General features: G+C 36.1%; 22 protein-coding genes and 1 pseudogene. 5 read left to right on the forward strand and 18 right to left on the reverse strand.

Annotated features, from left to right (window positions below):
• Positions 1-344: 344 nt before the first annotated feature.
• The 6 genes from AC4BHA_RS00770 to htpG all read right to left on the reverse strand — a co-directional run bounded on the left by AC4BHA_RS00770 (position 345) and on the right by htpG (position 12,479).
• Entirely contained in the window at positions 345-3,452 is a 3,108-nt protein-coding gene (locus AC4BHA_RS00770) for an alpha-mannosidase (RefSeq protein ID WP_139891902.1), read from the reverse strand.
• Between the two features lie 17 nt (positions 3,453-3,469).
• The gene (locus AC4BHA_RS00775) at positions 3,470-5,350 is read right to left on the reverse strand and encodes a beta-N-acetylhexosaminidase (protein WP_066103704.1); all 1,881 of its coding nucleotides are present in this window, start codon (positions 5,348-5,350) and stop codon (positions 3,470-3,472) included.
• Positions 5,351-5,376: 26 nt separating this feature from the next.
• Positions 5,377-6,006 carry a YesL family protein gene (locus AC4BHA_RS00780; protein WP_139891901.1) on the reverse strand — a complete coding sequence of 210 codons (630 nt, stop codon included), beginning with the start codon at positions 6,004-6,006 and terminating at the stop codon, positions 5,377-5,379.
• 39 nt (positions 6,007-6,045) lie between these two features.
• Positions 6,046-7,362, reverse strand: a complete 1,317-nt coding sequence (locus AC4BHA_RS00785; protein WP_066103700.1) for a glycoside hydrolase family 125 protein — start codon at positions 7,360-7,362, stop codon at positions 6,046-6,048.
• An 11-nt stretch (positions 7,363-7,373) separates the two neighbouring features.
• Positions 7,374-10,073, reverse strand: a complete 2,700-nt coding sequence (locus tag AC4BHA_RS00790) for an alpha-mannosidase (RefSeq protein WP_490557975.1) — start codon at positions 10,071-10,073, stop codon at positions 7,374-7,376.
• A gap of 525 nt (positions 10,074-10,598) precedes the next feature.
• On the reverse strand, positions 10,599-12,479 hold the full coding sequence (htpG, locus tag AC4BHA_RS00795) for a molecular chaperone HtpG (protein WP_490557976.1): 1,881 nt from the start codon (positions 12,477-12,479) through the stop codon (positions 10,599-10,601).
• A gap of 255 nt (positions 12,480-12,734) precedes the next feature.
• On the opposite strand from htpG, the gene AC4BHA_RS00800 reads away from it, so the two are divergent.
• A complete protein-coding gene (locus AC4BHA_RS00800; RefSeq protein ID WP_066103696.1) occupies positions 12,735-12,917 on the forward strand; it encodes a hypothetical protein in 183 nt (60 codons plus the stop codon).
• Between the two features lie 14 nt (positions 12,918-12,931).
• The gene (locus tag AC4BHA_RS00805; protein WP_066103694.1) at positions 12,932-13,180 is read left to right on the forward strand and encodes a spore coat protein; all 249 of its coding nucleotides are present in this window, start codon (positions 12,932-12,934) and stop codon (positions 13,178-13,180) included.
• 226 nt (positions 13,181-13,406) lie between these two features.
• On the opposite strand, the gene AC4BHA_RS00810 is transcribed toward AC4BHA_RS00805, so the two are convergent.
• The 10 genes from AC4BHA_RS00810 to AC4BHA_RS00855 all read right to left on the reverse strand — a co-directional run bounded on the left by AC4BHA_RS00810 (position 13,407) and on the right by AC4BHA_RS00855 (position 21,195).
• Positions 13,407-14,516, reverse strand: coding sequence for a site-specific integrase (locus AC4BHA_RS00810; RefSeq protein ID WP_490557977.1), 1,110 nt, complete (start codon positions 14,514-14,516; stop codon positions 13,407-13,409).
• A 99-nt stretch (positions 14,517-14,615) separates the two neighbouring features.
• A complete protein-coding gene (locus AC4BHA_RS00815) occupies positions 14,616-15,038 on the reverse strand; it encodes a hypothetical protein (protein ID WP_490557978.1) in 423 nt (140 codons plus the stop codon).
• Entirely contained in the window at positions 15,028-15,663 is a 636-nt protein-coding gene (locus AC4BHA_RS00820; RefSeq protein ID WP_490557979.1) for a hypothetical protein, read from the reverse strand. The genes AC4BHA_RS00815 and AC4BHA_RS00820 overlap by 11 nt, the downstream gene beginning before the upstream one ends.
• An 80-nt stretch (positions 15,664-15,743) precedes the next feature.
• A complete protein-coding gene (locus tag AC4BHA_RS00825; RefSeq protein WP_490557980.1) occupies positions 15,744-16,853 on the reverse strand; it encodes a site-specific integrase in 1,110 nt (369 codons plus the stop codon).
• 13 nt (positions 16,854-16,866) lie between these two features.
• A complete protein-coding gene (locus tag AC4BHA_RS00830) occupies positions 16,867-17,052 on the reverse strand; it encodes a helix-turn-helix domain-containing protein (protein ID WP_490557981.1) in 186 nt (61 codons plus the stop codon).
• Positions 17,053-17,278: 226 nt separating this feature from the next.
• The gene (locus tag AC4BHA_RS00835; protein ID WP_490557982.1) at positions 17,279-18,739 is read right to left on the reverse strand and encodes a recombinase family protein; all 1,461 of its coding nucleotides are present in this window, start codon (positions 18,737-18,739) and stop codon (positions 17,279-17,281) included.
• Positions 18,730-20,142 (reverse strand): recombinase family protein, encoded by a 1,413-nt coding sequence (locus tag AC4BHA_RS00840; protein WP_490557983.1) that lies wholly within the window; start codon positions 20,140-20,142, stop codon positions 18,730-18,732. Before AC4BHA_RS00840 ends, AC4BHA_RS00835 begins: the two co-directional genes overlap by 10 nt.
• Complete coding sequence (locus AC4BHA_RS00845; RefSeq protein WP_490557984.1) at positions 20,139-20,321, reverse strand: hypothetical protein; 183 nt, start codon at positions 20,319-20,321, stop codon at positions 20,139-20,141. Before AC4BHA_RS00845 ends, AC4BHA_RS00840 begins: the two co-directional genes overlap by 4 nt.
• A 171-nt stretch (positions 20,322-20,492) precedes the next feature.
• A complete protein-coding gene (locus tag AC4BHA_RS00850; RefSeq protein WP_490557985.1) occupies positions 20,493-20,651 on the reverse strand; it encodes a hypothetical protein in 159 nt (52 codons plus the stop codon).
• 334 nt (positions 20,652-20,985) lie between these two features.
• A complete protein-coding gene (locus AC4BHA_RS00855; protein WP_490557986.1) occupies positions 20,986-21,195 on the reverse strand; it encodes a hypothetical protein in 210 nt (69 codons plus the stop codon).
• Between the two features lie 389 nt (positions 21,196-21,584).
• Between AC4BHA_RS00855 and AC4BHA_RS00860 the strand changes: the two genes are divergently transcribed.
• From AC4BHA_RS00860 to AC4BHA_RS00870, 3 genes are read left to right on the forward strand one after another with little or no spacing between them, the layout of a single operon-like run.
• Positions 21,585-22,715, forward strand: coding sequence for an ImmA/IrrE family metallo-endopeptidase (locus tag AC4BHA_RS00860; RefSeq protein WP_490557987.1), 1,131 nt, complete (start codon positions 21,585-21,587; stop codon positions 22,713-22,715).
• A gap of 9 nt (positions 22,716-22,724) precedes the next feature.
• On the forward strand, positions 22,725-23,213 hold the full coding sequence (locus AC4BHA_RS00865) for a DUF4411 family protein (RefSeq protein WP_490557988.1): 489 nt from the start codon (positions 22,725-22,727) through the stop codon (positions 23,211-23,213).
• A gap of 29 nt (positions 23,214-23,242) precedes the next feature.
• Positions 23,243-23,761 (forward strand): hypothetical protein, encoded by a 519-nt coding sequence (locus tag AC4BHA_RS00870; protein WP_490557989.1) that lies wholly within the window; start codon positions 23,243-23,245, stop codon positions 23,759-23,761.
• 310 nt (positions 23,762-24,071) lie between these two features.
• Here AC4BHA_RS00870 and AC4BHA_RS00875 read toward each other — a convergent pair whose 3' ends face one another.
• Both AC4BHA_RS00875 and AC4BHA_RS00880 read right to left on the reverse strand, forming a co-directional pair.
• Complete coding sequence (locus AC4BHA_RS00875; RefSeq protein WP_490557990.1) at positions 24,072-24,284, reverse strand: DUF3006 domain-containing protein; 213 nt, start codon at positions 24,282-24,284, stop codon at positions 24,072-24,074.
• Between the two features lie 621 nt (positions 24,285-24,905).
• Positions 24,906-25,724 (reverse strand): annotated as a pseudogene (locus tag AC4BHA_RS00880) (ComEC/Rec2 family competence protein); the annotation flags it as partial.
• Positions 25,725-26,152: the final 428 nt, after the last annotated feature.

Consider the following 26,152-nt stretch of genomic DNA (forward strand, 5'->3'; position numbering starts at 1 on the left):
GAAACAAAATATTTTTAGTACTTTTTATATAACCACAAAGAATAACAAAATCGATTAAAAGATAAATCACTAAAAGACATAAAACAATATCTTCCAGTAATTTTTAAGGCTTAACCTACAACTAGGTTAACGAGGCATAATTTTAAGATAGTAATTTTCATGCTATTTTACTTTTTTTTATTTACTAAACAACTTTTACGTAATTTAATAAATTTTTAAACAATGTAAGTTTACCTAAAACTTGAAGTTATTGATGTAGTTGCTTAAGCCAAATAGTAAATGCGAATTGGCTTTATAAATACAAAAATGAACGGAAAGAATGATCAAACCGTTCATTTTTCTGATTATGTTATTCTGATTGTTTTTATTTCATAAGGCCAAATTTCCATCTTAATCGGTGCAGATGATTCTGTACCGATAGGTTCTTCCATTAAATTCGTCTCAATCCATGATGAGTTATCTGTGTGGAAATTCAATGATACCGTACCCCTGCGCCCCTCATATTCATGAATCCGAACGATAATCCCTTTTCCATCGTGAGCAGGCTTAATAGCATCTATCCAAATATGGTCCGAATCAGTTTCTAAGAAAGATTCCTCTCTCGTCCATTTTCCTTCTGTAGATAAAACCGGTGCATTTAAATCCCAAGCTTTTTCCACTGTTTTCGCTATTCTCCAATCTCCTATATGCGGATAAAGAGAATAAGTAAAGGAATGTTGCCCCTGATCAGCTTGAGGATCTGGATGAATTGCCGATTTTAATAAAGTTAAACGCATCACGTTCTCCTTGATGTCATACCCGTATTTTGAATCATTTAGCAAACTGACTCCAAAATCTGGTTCTGATAGGTCGGCCCACTGATGACCGACAGTTTCAAACCTTGCCATATCCCAACTGGTATTCCAATGCGTAGGACGCTTTACATTACCATATTGAATATCATAAGTAGCTTCTGTAGACCGAATATCAACAGAGAACGATGCTTTGAGCAACTTCCTTTTTTCATGCCAATCAACATCAGTTATAAAATCAATCCGTCGATCATTATGATAAAATCTGATTCGTTGAGTAATGGACGAATGATGATACTTCCAAGTAACAAGAAGGCTAAAGAAAAGCTCACCATTTTCCTCCACTTTAAATGTACTAATATCACGAATTTCTTCCATTTTTTCTTGATAGAATAGATCAATATCCCAAGCATCGTGTGCAAGAGGCTTATCTTCAAAGATTTGCAACACATTTCCATTTTGACCATCTGCTAAAATATTACGATTTGTTTCTTTATCGTAAATTTTGATCATCTGACCATACTCATTCCATTCAACTTGGTAGAATGCCGTTTCTAATTTTCTATTATGATAAATAAAATTAGAAGCTGCTGGAATTATTTCATCCGGCTCAAAATTTAAGACAGCTACACCAAAAGAAGGTAGGTTTTTCACTTCAATTAACCACCCATTCTCACTCTTTTGATGGTTTAACTCATGTCCTTCTCTATCTGTCCAAACCCCAGCGTTAAATTGTGCGAATTGAGACACGAATACATTCCTTTTATCCTTACAATGAGTAGCATTAAATAAAATCGCAGACTGTCCCTTCTCTTCAACGTTCTTACTAATAATGTTTGCTTCCACTTGTTGAACAATCTGTAGTGCTTCAGCGTATTCTTCCATCGCATCTTCATATACTTCATGTATCGAGGAACCAGGGATGATATCATGAAATTGATTTCTTAATATAATCTTCCAACCATCCTTAAGTCGGTCAAATCCTAGCCATTCTCCCTTGTCAGATAACCAAGAGGATAGGAATTCTGCCCTTCGGTATAAGAGCTCCAGTTGACGATTCATCTTTTTCATAAATGCTTGGCTAGTATAGGTTCCACGGTGATATTCAAGATATAGTTCGCCGTCCCATTTATGAATATAACCATCGGACTTTTCTACATTTTCGTGCAGTTTTCTAAAAAATTCTCCTGCCCCGGATGTTTTCACATTCGGCATTCCCGGCAGCTGATCGAATCTGCGGCGCATTTCAAGCATATGGCGATTAACGCCACCCCCACCGTCACCGTACCCGTATGATAGTAGAAGATCCTTGGATAAATCCTTATCGCGATAAGCTTCCCAAATCCCTTTTACTGTTTTCGCTGTAATGTAGCCGTTATATGTATAGAACCACGAGTCCGGCTCGTTCCAAGGTTCAGGTGTAGTGATAAAATGAGTTAATATCTCTGACCCATCAATCCCCTTCCAAAAAAATGTATCATGCGGCATACGGTTATACTGATTCCAACTAATCTTAGTGGTCATCATCGTTTTGATCCCAGATTTTTTTAATATCTGCGGCAACGCCCAGCTATAGCCAAACACATCCGGTAACCAGAGATAGTCACAATCGATGCCGAACTCTTCCTTAAAAAAATTCTTCCCATAAAGAATTTGACGGACAAGCGACTCACCACTAGGGATATTACAGTCGGCTTCCAGCCACATCGCTCCTCCTGCTTCCCAATGACCTTCTGCAATTCTCTCTTTTATTTGCTCGTATATTTCAGGATAGTCAGCTTTAATATAATCATAGAGCTGCGGTTGTGTTTGCAAGAAGTGATATTCTGGAAACCGATTCATTAGATTTAGTACCGTTGAAAAGGATCGGGCTGCTTTCTCCCTCGTATTTCTTAACCGCCAAAGCCAGGCAACGTCGATATGTGTATGGCCGACTGCATGTATCGTAATATCTGAATTTTTATCAACTGATCTAAGCGTTTCTTTTATATCGGTCTCCGCTTCATAACATGATTCATAGAATTCAATGCTTCCTGGATCAGTCCAATTAATTCGGAATAAAGCGTCCTGAATCATTTTCTTTAAAAACGAATAATGAGAATCTGCTTCCATGCTTTCTTTTAATACCTCATAAGAAGCTAAAAGGGTATAGTATAAATCATCAATACGAGTATCCAGCCAGCCAATCTTCGCGGTTTGGAGTTTAAATTCATTTTCAACAGGAGGGCCTCCGCCTTCAAAGCCGGACCATAATCGAAAATCTAATCGTATGGATCCTTGCGACGTCTCTTGGTCGAAAAGAACTTCTTCATGATTGGAATCTACTCCTTGTACGGGCTTTCCATTAATAAATAATAAGGACTCAAAACCAGAGTTATTTCCTCCTCCTGTTTTCCCAAAAGAAAATAGTCCGACAATTTGTTTATTATTATATGGGAGGTGGCTATCGACATTAGCATGTATCCACATGTAACGATCTCGTCCCTTCCAATAGTTGCCTAACCTCATTTGATGATGTTCATCGTATTCCAATGGTGGAAAGGCACCAATCCTACCATTGTCACTGCAGGTGTTAAATTGAGGAATATCATAGCAGTCACGGTAACGATACTCCCCTAGTTCTTGAATACGTGCTTCAAACTTTCTTTCGGTTAAAAACATGTTTTCACTCCTATGTTTTAGATTGAAAAATTACCAGCAGTGACAATTCGATGATATATATTCCCACCTACTAATCCATCTACAATCTCCCAAGGTCCATCGTGAAGCAGTCGTTTTTCATCTAATTCATTAATTTGATCAATTCTTCCATCAAGCCACTCATTGAGACGATATTTTATGGTGTCAATTCTTGTAATAACCCCCCCATAGCGGATATCAATAACTTCCCAACCGAATGGTTTATAGGCTGTAAACCAAATATCACGATGTTTTTGACGGAGCAGGTCCACGTTAGTTTGAATCCAATCGAGTTTAGGTAAGAATGAACGGATCTGTTCAACATCCTTTTTGTCATAAAGCTCCTTTAACTGAAGGCCTATTTCCGCCTTCACACTCAACACTCTAGCCAGCTGCCCATAAAAGTCGAATAAATGCTCCCAATCAGGATTATGAAGTTTAGCCTTTTCAATCTCATAAACTAGCTTATTATAATGTTCGCCAAGCCCTAAACCTCGAACATTCTCATCATAGAGACCGATTAAAATATCTTGATACAATAATATCTTCGAAGTCATGGATGTGTTCATATTATTCTCCATGACTCCTGGCGTTTCATCCAAGTGTTTCAAAATCATAAAATCTTCAAAGTGTCCTTGACAGCAAAATGCAAAGCGGTCGCCGACTTGTTCATTCGTTACTACTTGGTGATAGGTATGTTCAGCAAATAATTGAAGGATCGGATAAGCCGTTGAGAAAGGTGTCTCTGCTCCATTATCACCCCAGAGTGTAACAAAGACTTCCTTAACTCCTTCTTTTTTACATGCGGCCATAGCTGCTTCAGTAGTAGCAATTGCTTTTCCGTAATTCGGTGCAATTCCATTCCATGTCCATGCACCGCCAGCGAAAATTGGTAGGCGACCTAGATCTTTATGATGTTGGATATATTCTTCATATACCTCCTGCTCTTTACGATAATAATTCCAATAGACAAGGTCTACATCCGGAATTCCACCTAAAATTTCTTCGCTAATATGACCTTTTTCATCATGGTATTTACTATCCTTGGAGAATAGAGGGAAATACATATCACTCCATATCATTGGTTTATAGCCATACTTTTCGGTAATTGCTACAACCTTTTGTATGTGGCGGTTCATAATTTCAATATGATTCACATAACCGTGGTTTTCCAAATACCTTCCAAGTCCTAACTGGAAAGTTTCATCCATTCCAATATGAATACGTTTCGTATGGAAAGCTTCAGAAACGGCTTTAATACAGTTCTCCAAAAATTCATAGGTCTTCGGCTCATCCACCAATAGGATATCATCGGTATCTCTAAATTCAGAAGCATAGTTCCACTTCAGCGCTTCCCGTAAATGCCCTAATGTTTGGATACATGGAATCATTTCAATTCCAAGTTTATTGGCATAATTATCACATGCTTTTAGCTCTTCAATTGTGTATCGTCCTCGCATATAACCAAAATAAGGATGCTCCTTAACTTCATAAGTGTCCTCTGTGTAAAGCATCAATGTGTTAAGTCCCATAATTGCCATTTTTTGCAGCAGCTTTTCCAATTCAGTAACTGTTGGGACGGCATTCCTTGAGGCATCAAGCATTACACCACTCATTTCAAAATTCGGGTCTTCTGATATATCAAATTCATGGTTTTTCTGATAATTCTCAATCCACAAACCTAAAGCACGAAAAAAATGTACCGGCTGATCATAGCTAATTTCCCCGCTACCGTTTTGATTAGCAACCCTAAGCTGTCCACTTTCATTTTTCACCTGAATGGGATGCCCTTCCGTGGAAAGCTCTATATTTAGATGCTTAGACAGAATCTCTATACCATTTTGTACTGAATTTACATCTCCCTTAATATGCAATTTCAAAATAAACTCCTCCTTAAAGATTGTTTTTAGTAACCTTTATTGCTACTTACTTGACTATCTAAAGCTGTAAATCGGCTAAGACAGATTCTCATCATCCAAAAGGCAGGCGCAACTGCAGACACAAATAGAATAAGACCTGGATACTCATTAATCATATAGCCAATCAGGATAAGGCCAATCAAAATGAGTATAGTAGAAGGCAAGCTGGTCGCTGCAAACAGAAATGACTGTTTAATGTAATCCCTATTTGGTAGTTCATAATGAGCATAGATTGCAAAAAAGTACCCAATCGCTAAAAATAACACGCATACAAGAATGTATAAGAAGATAGAAAGAAAACTAGCCAAAAAGCCTGTCATCACTTGGTCAACTATTCGAATATCAATAAACAGGAAAAGTCCGATGCCATAGAAAATCAAGCCATTTACATTACTTCTTCTCCATTCTTGAAAATAAATCTGCTTAAATGTTTTTAAAACAGGTACATCCGTTTCGTTTCTAATCCATTTTCTTAATATCGTAAATAAAGCCACCGACGCAGGGAAAAATCCGAATATGCCTAATCCAAGGATAGTAAACGCAAACCAACACCAATTGACTAAAATCACTCTCCAAATCCACTCACAAACACCAATGATCCATGGCACTTTTTTCATTGCTTCATCCCCTCAAATGAAAATTCTCCTTCAAGATACTTATTGATTTTTAATCAATTGGTGATAAAGCGGGCTTCCTTTTACCGCTTTCCCCGTTAAACTTAATACAAATTCACTAAACATTGTGTTAGCCCAAGCAAACCAATCTCTTGTAAATTCTTCTGGGCAATCGGCGTTAAAGCCCTCATGCATATACGCCGTTCCGCCATCAGTTGTTTTAAAATAGTCTAGTATCATTTGTTTTTCGCCTTCAACCGTTGTCGTCATTCCTTGAATTGCAAGTGCAATATGCCAGATATAATGATCAGGTGTATGTGGACTTCCGATTCCATTTGCAAATTTCCCTTCATAATAATATGGATTATCCCTACTTAATATAAATTGGCGTGTATTCGCATATACTTGATCTTCATATGGCATGTATCCTAAATAAGGAGCAGCCAGCAGGCTTGGAACATTCGCATCATCCATTAAATTGACCCTGCCCTCACCATCCGTTTCATATACATACATGTCACCGTTAATTGGGTGAGAGAACTTGGCAAAAGTTTCGATTCCTTGTTTTATTTCATTGCGAAGATTCAGACATTCTTTGCTTAATATTGGTAGGTTCAATACTTGATTGCTGATTTCAGCTGCATATTCAAGTACTACCACTGCAAACATATTAGAGGGCACTAAATACCCGTAAGTACAAGCGTCATCACTTGGACGGAAGGCACTCCATGTCATTCCGGTCGGTACAACATGTCCTCCTTTTCCATGACGTATTAATGTGTCGGACTGACGAACTTCTGCACGTTCAAACCGGTATGGTGAATGATTTTCATGATCCTGCTCCGTTCTCCATACATGAAGAATTGTTTTCATAACATCCTGGAACGATTCTTGTAAAAACGCAGTACGTCCTGTAGACTTCCAAAATAGGTAAGCCAGTTGGATTGGATAGCACAAAGAATCAATTTCATATTTTCGTTCCCAAATATGTGGGGTCATCGTTGTTATGTCGGTTTGATAACCTTTGCCGTTGGCACTTTCATTAAAAGCATTAGCATACGGATCATGAAGTATAAAAGAAAACTGTTGGCGAATTACTCCTTCGATTAAATCCGCTAATTCTTCATCTTCTTCTGCTGCCAGTAAATAGGGCCTTACTTGTGCAGCTGAATCGCGGAGCCACATTGCCGGAATATCACCGGTAATTACGAAGGTTTTGCCATCTTCCTGTTTTTTTAAAGTCGTTGTAAACGTATTAACAAAACATTGCTCAAACATTCTTTGTAATTTTGCGTCTTCCGGAAAAAAGTCATTTACATGTTTGATAAGTCTCTGCATTGATTTAGGAATAGTTATCATCAATTCACACCCTATCCTTTTCTTTTAAATCCAAGTGTAATGATTTCTGCATTTCCTGCTTCATATTGATTTTCTGTCAAAGTTGTTGAATCTTCCAAGATATTACTCTTGTAGGATTGATAATCTTTGATAGATGCTTTTAAAATCGCATTCTTTTCACCAGGATTAAACCAGCGAATCATGATATCATCACGATCTTCCGCTACTTTCATAGAGGACCATGCTAGTCCCTTGTCTTCAGATTGTACAAATTGATGTATTGGTGGCCTTGTACCTTTATGTATAGTTGGTTGAACAATAACAAGAGGTACTTTAAATTGGTAAGCATCAACAAAAGCTTGTGATTTAATCACATCTTTTTCATGTGACAGTACTTGCCACTCTGCTGTCTGGATTCCTAAGCATTGTGCTTCAGGTGTCGAAAAATATCCCCAGTCTCCGAGCTCAGCTACCGAACGGAGAACAGTAATTGCGATCGTACCGTCTTCTGGCAGGATTTCATATTCTTGAAGACCATGGGTTGCCACGGTTAAGCCCATTTGCTCATCTGCTATACTGCTAAATCGCTGCTGATGGTGACAAAAGCTAGGATTATCCCATTCTTTTTCTGGTTTATTGGGACGAGTAACAATTTCAAATATACTATCTGCTTTGTGAGTTTCTGTCTTTAAACCAGTTGGGAAAAGCACACGGAGACGATGGTCTGTTGCTTGATTATCAATGGTCAGCGTAAAAACCGGACCTTTCATTCCTTTTGCCAGTGTGACAACAGTTCGTAAAGTAATTGTTGTCATTTCATCAGATCTACCTGCCTCCCGTTCTTTATGCCAAACTAATTGGTTCCTTTCTAAGGCTAATCGCTCATCCGCACATGCTGGAATTGATAACGTATGAGTATACTGGAGTACAGTTTTGAGTTTACTTTGTTCCAACCATGAAAATTCGGCTGCTATCCCCTTTGTATTGATGGAGGCATGCCCCTCTGTTTCCTTAAACATATATTCGTTTCCAATATCACCAGTGTCTTCATATATACCAAGATGATGAAATACTTCTTCCGTTAGTTTATTCATTAAATCAAAGCTTCCATCTCCATGAAAATGTAAATGAACATACTCATTTTCCATTTCAAATCTATCATTCTCAGTTTCTCTTGTTTCAGCTAGATGTGCTGGAACCTTTTCTGGTAAAAGGTAGAACGTTTTATAGCCAAATGAAGGAATTCCTTCAGCGAAGAATGATAGCTTAGCCCGTTTAGCAAAAAACGGCTGTCGAAATTGATCGTCTGGTAAATCATATCCAAATTCAATAACAGGTTTTTCAAGGTAATAATCTATTGCCTTTCCTTGATTATCTACGAGTTTATAATAAGGTAATTCTCTTTCCTTAAGATAATTTGGTATTTCTTTAAAATCCATTTGAGAAAAAAATATTTTATCCAGATCGATTTCTTTTATGACTACTTCATTTTTCTCCCAACCGGTTGTATTAATTACAAGGAGTGGGATCCCGCCATCCGGTGTTTCAGATGTATCAATTCTTTCAGCAATCTCAGCAGCAAGTTCCTTAACAAATACATCTCCCATCTGCGAAACTGTTTCAAAACGTGTGACCATTTCACGATGGACTTCATCTACACTGCAGCCACAAATGCTATCATGTGGGTGATTCTTCATCAGTGTTTTCCACATAAAACGGATATATTCTCTCGGGTAATCCCCTCCGGCCAAAAGGTTAATAGCTGCAAGTGGTTCCACGACTTTTTCCAGCAATATTTGACACCTCGTATTCCATTGCTTTAAATAAATACGGCTTGATGCCGTGTTGACAAGGGTAGACCAGCCATCTGTTCGCTGGTTGCGAAGCTCACCTTCAATGATTTGCAGGTTATTGGGAAGTGAGACTTTTAATGCTTGTATATATTCAGCAAAGCTGGAGTGTTTAAATGTATAATCTGGATATAGAGCACCGGCTGTTTCAATTGCTTGCGGTATTGTTTTTTGCAATGGCTGATGGTCGCAGCCGTTCATGAATAATAATTGATTAGTCGAGGCATATTTCTCTGCATCCTGGATTTTTTTATCCCAAAATACCTTTGCTTCTTCCAAATCAATTGGTATTTCATTCCCATTCGAATACCAATTCGCAAAAAGAATACCTAAAACACTAGAACCGTCTGGCGATTTCCAAACAATCTCGGAAAAAGGAGATTCAAAGTTTGGTGTATCCGATACTGTATTATTAAAGCCAGTAGGCTTAACACCTCGCCCAAATGCTGCTGTATCAATGCCCGCCTGTTTCAGAATTTGAGGTGCCTGTCCATAAATCCCGAATGTATCCGGAAAATAGCCAATCTTTGAAGCATGGCCATAGACCTTCGTATCATACAAACCAATCTGCAAGTTCCTGATATTAGCTTCAGAACTGGTTAAGAAAGCATCCTGCAACACATACCAAGGACCAATATAAAGTTTTTTATCTTCAATCAATTGTTTTACGATTTCAAAATTTTCAGGGTGGACTGCAAAATAGTCCTCTAAAAGGATTGTCTGGCCGTCAAGATGAAACGATTTAAATGTATTACCATCCTTCTTAAATTGCTCAATGATATTATTCATGAGTTTGATAAAGTAAAAACGATGTTTTTCAAAAGGTAAATACCACTCTCTGTCCCAGTGAGAATGAGAAATTATATGGGCAGTCTTATTCATAAAGACTTTTCCTCCTTTGGTGATTTACACTCAACAAGAAAGCGCTGTCATTTTTTTGTAAATAGATTCCTTCAATATCTACAATAAAAAAACCAAGTTCTTCTAGCAATAGAATAGAGGAAAGTCATAAAGTTATTACAGTAGATATTAAATTAGTCCAGTGAATTTGTTATGTAGTTTAACTTTATCTTTTAGATACAATTTCTTTGGATTATTAAAATGCATTATTCATACCTTCCTGTATAAAGAAAATTACAATTATGAAAATGATGGAAATCATCCAAAATGCAAAGGCCTAATCTTCTATAATGAATGGTACAGAGAATATTTATACGATGGTTATCTTAACTGCTGTATACGCTCCTTCCTCTACTTGTCCTTCTGTATCATCACATCTACAATGTGCTTATACGAACAAAAATTTATTCTAATATCCTATATATAATAGAACTGGAAAAGATGCTATATATATAAAAGCATCAGTCTACCCATCTCCTAGGGTAGACTGATGCTTTAAGGTTATGATTAAACCATTACTTTACAAATATTATTTGTAAACTCAACTGGGTCATTGATTGGCAGTCCTTCTATTAATAAGGCCTGGTTATACAATAGCTCAGTATATAAATCCAGCTTGGATTTATCCTGTTCATAAGCTGCTTTTAAAGATTGGAAGACTTCATGATTTGTGTTGATTTCCAATACTTTATCTGCCTTCACATTTTGATTATCAGGCATAGCATTCAAGATTTTTTCCATTTCAATCGTGATTTCTCCATCAGCGGATAAACAAACAGGGTGTGTTTTTAAACGTTTGGAAGCCCGGACATCCTTCACTTTGTTTGTAAGTAATTCCTTCATATAATTGAATATCTCAGTATTTTCATCTTCTTGTTCATCTGTTTGCTTGTCAGAAGAATTACGGTCAATACCAAGATCTCCGCTGGAGACAGATTTAAATTCCTTCTCTTTATAATTCATGATCATTTTTACGGCGAACTCATCAATATCTTCAGTGAAGTATAGGATTTCATACCCTTCATCTAAAACAAGCTCTGTTTGAGGAAGCTTTTCTATTCTTTCATATGAATCACCGGTTGCATAATAAATGTATTTTTGATCCTCTGGCATTCTCGACACATACTCATCAAGAGTCACCAATTTCTTCTCTTTGGAAGAGTAGAACATTAGCAGATCCTGTAAAGCTTCTTTATTTGCTCCAAAATCACTATACACGCCAAATTTAATTTGACGGCCGAAGGATTTGTAGAATGAATCGTATTTCTCACGGTTATTTTTTAATAATGATTGAAGCTCACTCTTAATTTTTTTCGAAATATTTTTTGCAATAAGCTTTAATTGTCGGTCATGCTGCAGCATTTCCCTTGAAATATTCAGTGATAGATCCTCTGAATCGACCATCCCTTTCACAAAGCTGAAATGGTCAGGAAGTAAATCAGCACATTTCTCCATGATCAGAACACCGTTTGAATACAGCTCCAGCCCTTTTTCAAACTCCTTGGAGTAATAATCGAAAGGAATATTCTCAGGGATGTAAAGAATTGCATTATAACGGATTGTTCCGTCTACATTGATATGCAAGTGTTTAAGCGGCTTATCAAAGCCGTAATGCTTTTCATGATAGAAGCTTTCATAATCTTCATCCGTTAATTCACTTTTATTCTTTTTCCAAATCGGAACCATACTATTGATGGTTTGTTCCTCAATAATATTTTCATATTCATCTTCGCTGCCCTCAATTAGGTGCTTCTCTACGGTATCCATTTTGATTGGATAGCGAATGAAATCGGAATATTTCTTGATAATGGATTTTAATTTATATTCATCTAAATATTGATCGAAATCTTCTTCCTCTGAATTTTCTTTAATCGTAAGAATGATTTCAGTACCGATTGTTTCCTTTTCGCATGGAACAATCGTATATCCTTCCGTACCTTCTGATTCCCATTTATACGCGGTATCAGAATCAAGCGCTTTACTGATTACTGTCACTTTATCAGCTACCATAAACGCTGCATAAAAACCAACGCCGAATTGTCCGATAATATCATGGCCATCTTTTGATTCATTTTCACTTTTAAAAGCTAAAGATCCACTTCTAGCTATCGTACCAAGGTTATTTTCAAGTTCTTCTTTGGTCATCCCAATACCAGTATCCAAGATGGATAAGGTTCTATTTTCTTTGTCTGCACTTACTTTTATGTAATAACTTTCTTTATTAAATGTTAAGGACTCATCTGTTAATGCCTTGTAGTAAAGTTTATCAATCGCATCACTGGCATTTGAAATAAGTTCACGCAAAAACACCTCGCGCTGAGAATAAATTGAGTTAATCATCATTTCCAATAATCGTTTGGATTCTGCTTTAAATTGCTGTTTTTCCATTTTCGTCTTTTCCCCTCCATCGTGTTCTGTAAAGAAAGAATATCCGGCAATTAGCACTCATGAATATCGAGTGCTAATTGCTATCTATTTTTAATTATTCACAATTTTAATATGGTGTCAATATTTGTAGGATAACTTGTTCGTGTAAAAGTAAAGTGAAGTGATTCACTGATAAGATCAACAACCTTTTAGAAATGCATATTTTATGTGGTTTTAGCAGATAGTAGGAGTGTATTTTTATTGAGGAGTGATAATATGCCAAACTTAAATGAATTAGAACTTCAGAACCTGCGTCATATGATCGGCTCGCATGGCACCCTAGCCACTAAGCTTGATTATTATGCACAGCAATGTACAGACCCAGAAATCATACAACAGCTACAAAAAGATGCTCAAGACGCAAGAAATCATAAAGAAGACCTAATGAAATTTTTATAAAAGGAGGATTTGTCATGCAGGAAAAAGAAATGATTAATGATTATTTATCAGGATTAAACAGTAGTCTTACAGGTTATGCGTCTATTATTGCACAGACAGAAAATCAGGAATTAAGACAAAAGGTTCAAGATATGAGAAATCAAGATGAACAAAGACAATATCAAGTCTATTTACTGGCTAAGCAAAGAGGCTATTATAAACCAGCACAGCCTGCAACCGAAGATGAAATCATGACCGTCAAGAATGAATTATCGCAGGGATAACAGACAGGTCTTTATTTAACCCTCTTCTTGACAGGGTGGGGGTCGCTGGTTCGAACCCAGTCGGGATCATACATTTTAAGAAGGCTTAAACCTAAGTGTATCAAGGGTTTGAGCCTTTTTTCTATTATTGAGTAAAAGCCCGATTTCGCCTGTATATTTATAAATTGCACAAATACTGCACAGAAGCTGCACACGACCCTGCACGAGCCCAGAGTTTCCAATGGGTTCAGCTGTCTCCATTATTTCCGTTAAATCCAAAATGTTCACCAAACCGATCCGCTGTTCGCTTCTGCATTTCCTCATTAGTATGGGAATAGATATCGAGTGTAATCCCGACCCTGGCATGTCCAAGCCGCTCACTAACGACTTTAGGATTCTCTCCCATCCGCATAAGTATCGTTGCATGAGTATGCCTAAGATTGTGGAATGGCATATACGGCACCTTCGCCAGTTTGATTAAACGCTGATATTTTCTCAGAAGATTGCGTGGCTCCATATACGTACCAACAGAAGAGGAAATCACAATTCCCAACTCATTCAGTTTCTGCCTCTTCTTATATTCTATTAATGCATCTCGTACACTAGGAGATAGAAAAACCTCTCGTACAGAATGAGCTGTTTTCACTTCTTTCACATATAAGCCCTTAGCTTTCGTCCTCACCAATGATTCAACCACATGAATCACACCATTCTCCAAATCGATATTATTCCATCGAAGTGCCAATAGCTCTCCACGCCTCATTCCAGTGAAGATGGCCAGCAAGAAGGGAATCAATTCACCCTCTCGCTCACAGACTTCCAGGAATGTTTTCGCTTCTTCCACCGTCCATATTTGCATACGCTGTTTATGGACCTTCGGTGGTGTGGCATCACGGGCAGTATTACTCTTAATCAATCCCCACTTCACTGCTTTCTGCAGAGCTTTGGAGAGAAGGTTATGCATCTTCCTCACCGTTGCATTTGACAATCCTTCCTGAAGCTTGGCAGCATAAAACTGATCAATGTCATAGGTTGTAATTTTGGATAACAACGTTGATTTAAAGTACGGAACCAAATGATATCTTACTATTGGCTCTGCTTTCTCATATGTCGGCAGTTGGACTTCATGCTTATACGTCTTATGAAGCCAGGACTCTATATATTCATTAAAGAGCGTCTTCTCAGGCTCTGTATATTCTCCAGTACTGATTTGTAATTGAAGCTTCGCCTTCTCTTCCAACGCTTCACGTTTAGTTTTAAAACCACTGCGATAAATCTGCTTTCTCTTGCCGGTGCGTGAGTCTACACCAGCATCAATTCGAAATGACCATACCTTACCAACTTTCTTAACTGACAATAAAAGACCTCCATTTTAGTGGATGGAGGTAGGGTTGGTAATAGTATGGACATTTTTACAAAAATATTACCTTTTCATTAAAAACTGTCGAATGCCTAACTATGCTTGTTCGACATCTGTTTTACTCTTACTAGAATTAACATTTTGGTATTCTATATTTCCATAAACTTTTTGGATTAATTCTCGATAAGACCGTCTCTTTTCAGCTTCTGAAAAATTGCCTTCGTCTAATATTTTTTGCAATGTATTTAGTTCAGTCATAACTTCAGAATTTAGACTTTCTTTCTTGAATAAGATATCAAGTCTGACCAAAAATATACCAGCAAAAAACCAAAGTAAATCATAAACATTTTTTATTGCATTTGAAATTTTTTGCAATTCTAATCCTATTAAAAATTGTTTTACACCTATTAAAAAAAACCCAGCAACCACTCCATATGATGTTCTCTCTGGATTTTTCATAAACAAAGTATCCAAAGCTTTATATCCATATTCAGTAATTTTATCAAAATTATCCTTCATTCCACTCTTCCTTTAATTGAAGCGATTTTCTAAAACCACTAATAACTTCTGGGACATTCTCTTTAAAGAAAATTCCATCTCCATTTCCATCAAACTTATCCCTATTTTGATAAATGAACTCAATCATTTCTTTAGCTTCATACTTGTTTGATCCAAAAAATCCATATTTAACTCTAAAACTGATAATCATTTGATATAAAAATAATAATATAGAAATAAATACAATGCCCACTATAAATGCCTTAGATAAAGAGAGTAATACCGTTAATAAAGTTAACAATATTATTGAAAAAAATAGAATGATATATGTTCTATAAATATTTTTTAACTTTTGCTCTAAAAATATCGATGAAACTTTGACTCCTTTAATCCTTTGACTGATATCTTTTTTATCATTTTTTTCATTAATATTAATTATTAAAGTGCTCATGATTGTGTTGATGTTACGATTTAATAACCTTTCGAAAAATCTACTAGTTTCTAACTTTTCGTGTCTTTTTTGCAGGAGAATAAATAGTTCTTCATATTTGTCACTTAAATCTTCATACGACTCATCAACTTCTGACATTTTTTTAATTTTCTCGAATTTATTAAAAACTTCCGAAAAATCATCTTTATCTGGCATGACCGACCTCCTAAATATCTAATAATGATAGTTAAATTTTAACACAAAACGTTCGTTCTAAGGGAATATTTTCCTTTTATTTATAGTATTTTTTCAAATTTTTTTACTACATCTCTTTGCATCTCTACATCCATATGTGAGTATATATCCAATGTAATCCCCACATTAGCATGTCCCAACCTCTCACTAACAATTTTGGGATTTATACCTTCTTTCATTAATATTGTTGCATTGGTATGTCTCATTCCATGTAATGAAATCCGTTTAACTCCTGCCTTTTTTATCAAATTATCAAATGTTCTAGCCAGATTCCTTGGATGAAGTGGTTTCCCATCCACTGTACTAACTACTAAATTGAAAGATTGATAGGCCTGACCCATGCGCAGCTTCATTTTCTTTTGCTCAATTTTTAGTTCTTTCATTAACCTAATCAAACTGTTTGGAAGAAGAACTTCACGAAATGAATTGGAGGTTTTTGGAGTGGAGAAGAAGAGACCTTCTGATTTTGTATAAGCCAGTGATTCTTTCACTTTAATGACGGCATTCTCAAAATCTACATTCTCCCACTTTAGCCCAAGTATTTCTCCTCTCCTCATTCCAGTGTGAAGTGCCAGTGAAAAAGCCACCTTCCATCTTAATTCGTCACAGGCTTCCAAGAATCTTTTCGCTTCCTCTGCTGTCCAAATTTCTTTTTCCTTCTTAACAATAGACGGTAATTTTACTTTTTCAATCGGATTTTTTAATATCAGTTCCCAATCTATGGCTGTTTGAAATGCCTTGCTTAACACATTTTTGATTTTTTTTATCATAGATGGTGACAGTCCGCTCTTCGTTTTTTCTGAGAAGAACTTCTGGATATCGTATGGCTTAATAGAATTCACTTCTCTCTTGCCAAACACTGGCATAATATGAACCCGTACCACACATTCTGCTTTCTCAAAAGTTGTCGACTTGACCTCATGTTTATATACTGTTTCCATCCACTTTTTCAAGAAAATCTCCATTGTTTCTCTCTTCGACTGAAGATAACCTTCTGTTTTAATTCTTATCATAAAATCTGCCTGTGCCTGTTCAGCTTCTTTCTTGGTCCGAAATCCACTTTGATATTTCTGTCTGCGTTTTCCGGTTTGAGGATCTCTGCCTACATCAATTCTGAACGACCAACTACTTCCTACTTTCTTAACTGACAAACCATTCTCCCCCTTATAGCGCTATCTTGTTTGTATTATTTTTAAGCCATTCCATAAACTCATGTGCCATTACCCGTTTGTTCCTACCAATTCGAATAGTAGGGAAATCTGTTCTTTCCATTAATTCATATGCAGAAGCACGCGATATTTTTAAGAAAGCTGCAATCTCGACAGCTGTTAAAACCTCAAAGTTATTCATGTATATTTCTCCTCGTTTATAATGGTTTAAAATTTCGGTTATCTGTCCAAACTAATAGTTATAGTTCGGTTATTTATCTGTATTGGTATACCAGTATGGATGAAATATCGAAACGATAGCTATGAAATGCTTGATATTCATAAGCATTTTCGTTAGCGTTTTAGCAAAGTCTGCAACACTGCTATTTCCTTTCGATACTTCGTCCAATTACCATCGTAAGTTTCGGTTATTCATCTTGATCATCGAAAATATCTCGGAGAATATCCGTTGTGGGGATAATAATCGGTGGTTTTGATGGGGAAACTATAATGGTTTCAATGAAATATAAGATGATTAATCTCAGCTCATTATTAGCTAGTGAATAATCAAAGAGATCGAAACGCTTCAGGAAAGTTCTATTCTTTAAACTGTCTATCATCGACTCAGTAAGCTCTTGTTTTGACCAAAGAAGGACTCTGTTTTCGACAAGTGAATCTCTTTTTTGGATAATGATATTCATTATTTCTCTTTTGTTATTGTTTTCTGCATACTCGGCTTTGCTTACTAATTTATTTAACTTTTCTTCAATGGTAGCTAGCTCAGAATCAATAAACTCAAGATGGTGATGAAGACTTTTATCCACCTTTTTTTGTATTTCCTCAGATTCTAGAATGCGCTGTACTAGCTCACTGATTTCTGAGTAGATCATTGTATGAATATCACCTATTTCGATTTTGTAAGCACATTTTTTACATACATAATACCTGTAATCATATTTTTTACCGTTACGGTGAGTTGAAGAGTTTCTGGCCTGCAGCATTTCTGAACAGCATTCACACTTCAATTTATTTAGGAGCAAAAATGGAGTATCCAAACGTCCATATCGCTTTTGCAAATCCGTATTTAGGCGAATTAAATTGACCACTTCTTTTGGTACAATTGATGGGTGCGAGTTAGGGTATAAATAGGCTTGCGACACATTCCCTTTGTGAATATGCCAATGCAGATTCCCCAAATAGATAGGATTTTTTAAAATGGTCTCTATCGTACTCACTCCCCATTCTCCCTTTTTAGGAGACGGAATTTGTTGATGATTCAATATAGCAGCAATCTTTTTCATGGATACACCCCAACTGTGCAAATAGAATATGAAAGATACAACTTCAGCATTCTGGTCGAGTTCAAGTTTCTGCTGGGTCTGTTTATATCCATACGGAACTTTTGAACCTGGACGATGACCATCGGTATTCTGTAAATAATCCTTTAAAGCACCCACAGCTCTTTCAGATTTAATTTCTGATTCTTGGCGGTATTGTAATAGCTTAAATTGAACACTCATATCATTTGGGTCCCAAACCTTTTCTGATTCAGTCGTATAAATATGGATGTCTCCAAAATGTTCATATAAGGGACTATAAAAATCCAACACAAAGGTATAGCCCGTACGATCCATACGAGACTCCTCATTAAAAATGATGGTATTAATCCCTGTTTCTATCATCTGGTTGCGCAGAAACATCAGCATTTTTCGTTGGGCTGCTGCTTTGGTATAGGCACTGGTCACATCCTCAATGACTATATATTCTTCTGGAATGTGGATGTTTTTTCTTTGAGCGAATTCTAGAATACGGCTCTTTTGGATTTCAACACTGTTATTTTCCTGTTGTTTATATGATGAGCGGCGAATATACGCAAACGCTAGCTGCATGACTTTTCTCCTTCATTTAAGTAGATTTCTTTGTCCATTCCCTTTAAATAATCAAATTTATAGAGTTTTACATGTATGCTGTTTTCAAAGAGATAGATTTCATCAATGAGGAGATCCTTCAACAAATTGATATTGATAAGCGCTTGATCCTTTAAAGCATTTTTAACCAATTCATCAAGATATTTATTCTCCATTAATATTCTCTGCTTATCCATCATTCTTTGCTGCAGTTGTCCGTATTGACTTCTCAATTCCATTAATGCTTGATATTGTGGAAGTTGAGTCCAATCTGAATCAAGCTCATTCGAAAATAATAATTCTTCTTGAAGTTCATCCATCATAACGTCCAGTTTCTTAAGCTCTTTCTTGATTTCACTCTCTATTAACCGCATTTGTTTCTTTGAATCTTTAACCAGTCTCTCTGAATCCAAGTGAACAATGGCATCATTCACCACAATATCTAGGGTTTCGACCAACTCATCCATTGTCCAGGAGACCCTTTTCTTTTTATGAGATGATACGCAAGAGAATGAAGAATGGGTCCTGTCTGGGTTCACTTTCAGCTTTAATGTTCGACTGCAAATGCCGCATCTAGGCATCTTCACAAATTCCATTTTTAATTTCGCTAGATCATTGGCATAGTTTACTACCAGCGGTTTAATTCTTTTTTGTATTTCGTAATAGTCTTCCTTTGTCAGGTAAGAATCGACATGCGGCAAATCAAATTCCCTCTCATATAAATCCATACCGGCATAGAAAGGATCAGTAGCAATTTTTATCACTTTCTCATCATCGATTTTTAATGCCTTCCGGTAAAAAAGAATGAATTCTTTCATTTCGTCAAAGTTCTGAACCTCATGTAAATCAGCAAAAAACTTCTTTAGCAAAACTTTCAGTTCCTCATGCTGTGTATATGTTTTTGTCTCTTTATTTTTGACAAAACCAAACTTTTTTGGCGGATATCTGCGATAAGACTCCTGTGTTCTTCTCGTTATATTTTTCCCTTCCATCTCGCCAAAGATATTTAGTATCCCCTCTACTAACAGGTCATTTGAATAAGCTAAATGGCCATTTGCCGATGAGGTATAAATGATATTTATACCGTATTTTTTGCATAAGTCGATAAAAAGCATAGCCTCATAGTAATTCCGAAAAGAACGCGTCCGGTCATATAAATAAACTGTTGAAACCTTATTATCCTCAACTAATTTAATCAATTCCTGCATTTTCGGACGCTCTTTAATAGATAGCTTCAAGGCAGATAAACCATGCTCTTCAATAATGTATATTTCCTCTTCTTGCAATAACTCTCGATAAGGTCGATCAAACTCAATTTGAGTATCTAACTCCTGACCTTTTGTACTCACTCTGCGATAAAAAACATGGAGTTTTAAATCATTCACTGCTTCTTGTCTCCTTTGGTATTTAATTGTTTTTGTTGTATAGAATGGACAACTTTTGCTTTTAAATGGACTGGTAGTTCTAGCTCTTCTAACAAAATCCGGTTGATTAAATAGTACATCCACTTATCAGCGTGCCTATTATCTTGATTTGTTGACGATATCTTGATGACTTTACGCATTCATTCTCACCTCTCTTGTATCATTGACAAGAGATAGAAAAGGTTATACCTTTCCGAATACGCTAATCAAAATCCAAGTCGGTAAATAAACATAATTGAACGGATGAATCTTTACAATCTCTATCCACGTACACTGTCACTACTCCGGCCTCACTCCCTGGAAATGATGCCTCAGTTAGTTTTTCTGGATTCATTTTGTCGCTCCTTTTCATAGACTAAAAAGGATCGTAATACAAATTTGGAGATAAGCTCTTCCTCTAATACTCTATTAAGATCTATCCGATTCATAATCTCTTTTTCAACCGCTTTGTTATCTTTGACATTAACCATGATGATTTCTTTCCTCCTTCTACTGTTTCGGTAGTTCATCTACCAACAATAGAATCGAAACCACTTGAGACAAAAAACACAATAGGTATATAGAATCATTTGTTTATCAATTGAAACAGATATAATGGTTTGTCTTTGAATTGGATGTTCGATGATTATTTGAGAGATTCAGAGAATATATTGCGGATATGGCTTTAGGTAATTGAGGGTTACGACTATGCATAACTACCTACCCCTATCTCAAGAATTATGACGATTCAAGGATAGAGGAGTGATATTTTTCAATGGATAATAACTTTAGTGCAAAGTCGGGCACCCAGATGATGCTGCTGTTTCATACCTGAATTTCTTCAACCCACCACCCGCTTAAATGACAAGCATACGTTATTTCGCCCACGTATAGTGGTAAGCACCATCGGCCATAGCCAATCGAAATACCTACCGAACCGTTTCTGCAAGAAGCCGTTCCCGCTCCTCTAAGTCTCACAATCCGGTCATAAACAGCAGAAAGACCTTGCCTAATGATTGCTACGTTGATTTTCAACCTCGGCTCAACTCACCTGACCTCTTATTTAGCGTGACTTAAGGGTAATCCCACGATTATTTGAATGTCTCTCCTCTAGTTTCATACATGCCAGTACTAGCAACAGCAGCTTTTTGACAGAGGATGCATCTCTGACCATGGCTGGATTTATTCTTTGTACAGTTAATAAAACCTTTTAAGATAAAGCGTGCAATACTTTACTATAGGGAATTCAACTACGCGGGGAATATTTTATATAGCGTTTTTTAATACCTATATTATTTTCCAAAAAACTTCTTAATTTTACTTTTATTACCATACTATTTGTATTATTATTGGACTATATAGTAGAAAAAACGGGATTAGGTTAGTTAATTTACTATAATAAAGAGTTTTAATAGGGTGAGATTATGACTTATGTTGAGATAAATCCAAACATATTAAAATGGGCTAAAGAAAGATCTAGGAAAGGAGAATCTTTAAAGGACTCTTTTCCAAAGCTAGATATGTGGTTAACCGGTGAGGTAAAACCTACTTTAAAACAATTAGAAAAATATGCAAAAAGCACTTCTACACCTTTAGGATATTTTTTCCTAAATGAACCACCAATTGAGGAATTACCTATTCCTCATTACCGTACATTGGACGATGATGCACCTAAAGGTGCCAGTCCAGAATTAATTGACACAATTCATCTCATGCAACGCAGGCAACAATTTGTTGAAGAATTCTATAAAGAAAATGCTAATTTGGAACTTAATTTCGTTGAGAGCTATAAGGGGAATGACCCAATTGAACTAGCTAAATTAATCAAAACAAAATTGGATCTTCCAGATAACTGGGCATCTAAAATAGGTAACTGGCATGATGCACTTAGGTATTTGATTATTAAATGTGAACAACTTCGTATAGTTGTAATGATTAATGGAGTTGTTGGGAATAATTCACACCGAAAGTTAGACGTCGAGGAATTTCGTGGATTTGTATTAGTAAATAAAATAGCACCTTTAGTATTTATAAATGGTGCTGATGCAAAAGCTGCTCAAATATTTACTTTAATGCATGAATTAGCACATATATGGGTGGGACACAGTGCTATAGTTGAAGCTTCCCCACTTTTCAATGAAGATAACAATATTGAAATACTATGTAATAAAACTGCAGCTGAGCTTTTATGCCCAGTTCAAGAATTTATCAATGTTTGGGATAGGAATCCTAATCCAACTGAATTCGATTCCATTGCGCGATTTTTCAAGGTAAGTACACTTGTAGCTGCTCGTCGATCTTTAGAACTAGGATTAATAACCAAAGATGAATTTTTTTTATTCTATGATAAATATAAAGAGAATTTAAAAGACAAAGGGATTTCAAGTAGCGGAGGGAATTTTTATGCTACTACTGGTGCAAAATTAGGAAATTTATTTTCGCAAATCATAATTTCCGAAGTAAAGTCGGGAAATATCCTATATAGAGATGCATGCCGATTAACCGGGTTAAAGGGAGATACTTTTAACAAATATATGGATTATATTGAGAGGTAATATGTAATTATGTATATATTAGATGCTAATGTTTTTATTTCAGCTCACAGACAATATTATTCTTTTGATTTTGCTCCAAGTTTTTGGGAAGCATTAGAAAATTCAGCTAAGAATTCTGCACTTTGTAGTATCGACAAAATACATGAGGAACTTACTAGTGCAGCAGAACCCGATGTACTACATGAATGGTCTGGCAATCAATTTAGGGATTACTTTGAAAGGACCGATAGTACAGATGTAATTGCAGTATATGCTCAATTACAACAATGGGCGCATTCTAACGATCATTTTTTACCAGAAGCCAAAAGTGAATTTGCTTCCAACGCAGATGCTTGGTTAATCGCATATGCTAAAGCGCGTGGAGGTACTCTAGTAACTCATGAAGCCTATAATCCTGCTAAAAGGAATCGTATACTTATCCCAATTGTATGTGAAGCATTCAATGTTTCTTATACAAATACTTTTGATATGTTGAGACAATTAGATATAAAACTATAAATATATTAGTACTAGGAAGGAGTTTTGAAATGAGCGAGGAAATAAACGGAAAAATAAAATTATCGACCGGCTCTCCAACTTGGTCTCATACCAGTTCCATCGATGCTAAAGCATTAAAAATCATGCATAATGAAAAATCAACATCCTATGAAGAGCGTGTGTTAAATATTTATTATGAAATTGCACGCAGAACTAATAATATCCCAGGTATAAATGAATTATCTTTTAGAGTATTCAAAAATTACTATGATCCCTTTATCAGTGACCTCGAACAAATGATAGAAAATCGAGACGGTAAGGAAACAGGTAAAATTCAATATGACTTACTTCCAGGGAAAACTCAAACAAATATGTTCGAATCCGAAAATCCTGATTTTGTCAAAATAGAAATGGAGCGTACTATTTCAGAACATATATACCAGGTGTATATACTACAGGAGGAAAAATACCTAACAAAAATTGCGGACGTAATAAAACAAAAACGCCTGTCAATTAGCTATAACGATGGCGATAACTTTGGTAACATTCCAATATTAGAAGTTTGGTAATAAACTTATATTTTTGACCCTACCTCCACCACCGGTATTCATTCATACACAGACTGCACAAAAATTGCACAGAATTCTTGTATAAATAATCACTGGCACCCTGATTTAATGGACTGTTTGGAGTCTATTCATGTATAATAAGCTTCCCTTTTTCTTATTCAACTAAAGAGGCTAGATGAACACTAGAATATAAAAAGAAACGCTTGGATATCTAAGCGTTTCTTTTTACTACATTTTCTCCACATTACCTGAACTACTACTTAGCCTATGGCCTTGGGCTTTTTCCAGCGCAAGAAAGTAAAGTCAGTATTTATTCAAATAAGTCTTCCATTAGAGCTTGTACACGTTTTTTCCTTTTTTCAGTCTCCGTTAAATCAAGCACATAGTTGCCGTCCTTTTCAATAAGTACATCTCCTTCTTTTACATCAACGGGTAATTTAGTTAAGTGAATATCCACCATACTTTTATCAGGTTTCTCACAGACAGCCAGATTACCTTCTATTCGATCAACAATTAATCTCATCTTTTGTTCCTCCTTTCTTGTTTCTTGTGGTGTAAAAGAGGTTTGTATGTTATATATGTCTTTTCTTCTTTCTGAGCGTGATATCAATGGTTACCGGGGCCCCACCAGCAGCTCCTATATCAAATTGGAGTATCAACCGTTTCCTATTAAATTGTATCCTTTTATTTGTAATAAAATACGACTTCCACCTGTCATTTCAGTGGCCGGCTAACTATCTTTTCCTGATTATTAGTCTCATTCGTTGCATAATGATAAAGATGACCACAAAAGTAGCCACCTTACTTATACAAACCATTATTTTTTTACTGGCGTAAATGACGTACTTGCCTTATAAGTTTTCTTATTATATGTTGCCGTAACATCCACTTTAACTTTATATCCAACTGCAGCTCTACCTATCTTAACAGATAGTGGAGTTCCAACTTTCCCATTATAAGTGGTTTTGGTACTCTTATAATGAAATACTGCTTTATATTTGCTACCACTTGGTAAACCTGATGTATTTAGCTTAATCGTACTATTCTGTTTTGGCTTAGTGCTACTAATTGTTGCTTTCAACTTATTAGTAACAGGTGTTGTTGTACCACCTTTAGCAGATGGTTTAGTATTGAAAGTAATCTTGCTTCCGTCTGAGGTCGCCACTATAGATCCTTGCGTATCAGTCCGGTAAACGTCTACTTTATTTTTCTTTAATCTATCCAAAATTGTTTTAGTAGGATGGCCATAATTATTTTTCTTACCCACACTGATTATAGCGTATTTCGGCTTAACCTTTTTCAAGAAATTTTCGGTTGTTGATGTTTTAGCACCATGATGACCAACTTTTAATACATCAGCTTGTAAATTCTGTTTGGAATTAATCATATCTGTTTCAGACTTAGTTTCTGCATCACCTGTGAACAGGAAAGAGTTCTTATTGTATGTGAGTTTTAAAACTGCACTCCAGTTATTCAAATCAGATTTACCATAAGTTTTAACAGGTGCTATGAAGGTAGCATTAACACCTTTTAAAGGTATTTTTGTTCCTTTTTTAGCTTCTTTAATCTTTAATCCTTCTTTTTTTACAGCTTTTAAAAAATCTTCATAAACTTTCGTTGTGTGAGCAACTTTAGGGGCATATACAGATTTAACTTTATAAGCATTTAAGACATCATTCATACCGCCCATATGATCAGCGTCAGGGTGAGTAGAGATTAACACCTCAATATCCTTAACCTTTTGTTTCTTTAAATAATCAATCGTCTTTTTACCATTGCCATTTCCCGCGTCAATAACGATATCATCACCATTGGCAGTCTTGATATAAACAGAATCTCCTTGACCGACATCAATAAAATGGACTTTCATGTTTTTAGTTGCCGCATCTACTGGTTGGTTGATGAGCAATGTTGATAGAGCAAGAGATATGGACATCAACCAAGTAACAAACTTTTTGTTCATATAGAACGTTCCTCCTATAAAAGTAATATCATATATTACTATTTTACTACAAATTAAATGTATTTTTCTAGGTGATTTCAATAAAAGAAGGAAAAGGATGAACAAAATATAAAATCCTACTCCAACTAATTATCATAGGGGAAACAAAACTTTCTGTTGGATTTAAGATTGGTGTTGTTTATATTTTGAGTGATAATTGGAGTCATGAGAACTGCAGCTGCTATTGTTGGCGGGATTTCTGGTGTAGGTGGTAAGCAAGGCTGCGGATAACTTAGACATTTTGTATACGAAATTCAAAGCTATTTAGCAGGCGGAAGGTCCTCGATGATTGGGTCAAGTTTGGCTGTCATAAATATAAGACCTAGGTATGACGACAGGCTTGGCTCCATCTACGATAAACACGCGCCTTCAGACTTTACGAGTTATGT

The sequence above is a fragment of the Pradoshia sp. Z3_51 genome (assembly GCF_058215915.1).

Excerpts from the sequence above, each read along its gene's own strand:
- htpG (WP_490557976.1), bottom strand. The coding sequence starts at position 12,479 with ATGGAAAAACAGCAATTTAAAGCAGAATCCAAACGATTATTGGAAATG.
- AC4BHA_RS00845 (WP_490557984.1), bottom strand. The coding sequence starts at position 20,321 with ATGCGTAAAGTCATCAAGATATCGTCAACAAATCAAGATAATAGGCAC.
- AC4BHA_RS00850 (WP_490557985.1), bottom strand. The coding sequence starts at position 20,651 with ATGGTTAATGTCAAAGATAACAAAGCGGTTGAAAAAGAGATTATGAAT.
- AC4BHA_RS00875 (WP_490557990.1), bottom strand. The coding sequence starts at position 24,284 with ATGAGATTAATTGTTGATCGAATAGAAGGTAATCTGGCTGTCTGTGAG.
- AC4BHA_RS00830 (WP_490557981.1), bottom strand. The coding sequence starts at position 17,052 with ATGAATAACTTTGAGGTTTTAACAGCTGTCGAGATTGCAGCTTTCTTA.
- AC4BHA_RS00870 (WP_490557989.1), top strand. The coding sequence starts at position 23,243 with ATGAGCGAGGAAATAAACGGAAAAATAAAATTATCGACCGGCTCTCCA.
- AC4BHA_RS00785 (WP_066103700.1), bottom strand. The coding sequence starts at position 7,362 with ATGATAACTATTCCTAAATCAATGCAGAGACTTATCAAACATGTAAAT.
- AC4BHA_RS00820 (WP_490557979.1), bottom strand. The coding sequence starts at position 15,663 with ATGCCAGATAAAGATGATTTTTCGGAAGTTTTTAATAAATTCGAGAAA.
- AC4BHA_RS00835 (WP_490557982.1), bottom strand. The coding sequence starts at position 18,739 with ATGCAGCTAGCGTTTGCGTATATTCGCCGCTCATCATATAAACAACAG.
- AC4BHA_RS00790 (WP_490557975.1), bottom strand. The coding sequence starts at position 10,073 with ATGAATAAGACTGCCCATATAATTTCTCATTCTCACTGGGACAGAGAG.
- AC4BHA_RS00800 (WP_066103696.1), top strand. The coding sequence starts at position 12,735 with ATGCCAAACTTAAATGAATTAGAACTTCAGAACCTGCGTCATATGATC.
- AC4BHA_RS00770 (WP_139891902.1), bottom strand. The coding sequence starts at position 3,452 with ATGTTTTTAACCGAAAGAAAGTTTGAAGCACGTATTCAAGAACTAGGG.
- AC4BHA_RS00860 (WP_490557987.1), top strand. The coding sequence starts at position 21,585 with ATGACTTATGTTGAGATAAATCCAAACATATTAAAATGGGCTAAAGAA.
- AC4BHA_RS00780 (WP_139891901.1), bottom strand. The coding sequence starts at position 6,006 with ATGAAAAAAGTGCCATGGATCATTGGTGTTTGTGAGTGGATTTGGAGA.
- AC4BHA_RS00815 (WP_490557978.1), bottom strand. The coding sequence starts at position 15,038 with ATGAAGGATAATTTTGATAAAATTACTGAATATGGATATAAAGCTTTG.
- AC4BHA_RS00865 (WP_490557988.1), top strand. The coding sequence starts at position 22,725 with ATGTATATATTAGATGCTAATGTTTTTATTTCAGCTCACAGACAATAT.
- AC4BHA_RS00805 (WP_066103694.1), top strand. The coding sequence starts at position 12,932 with ATGCAGGAAAAAGAAATGATTAATGATTATTTATCAGGATTAAACAGT.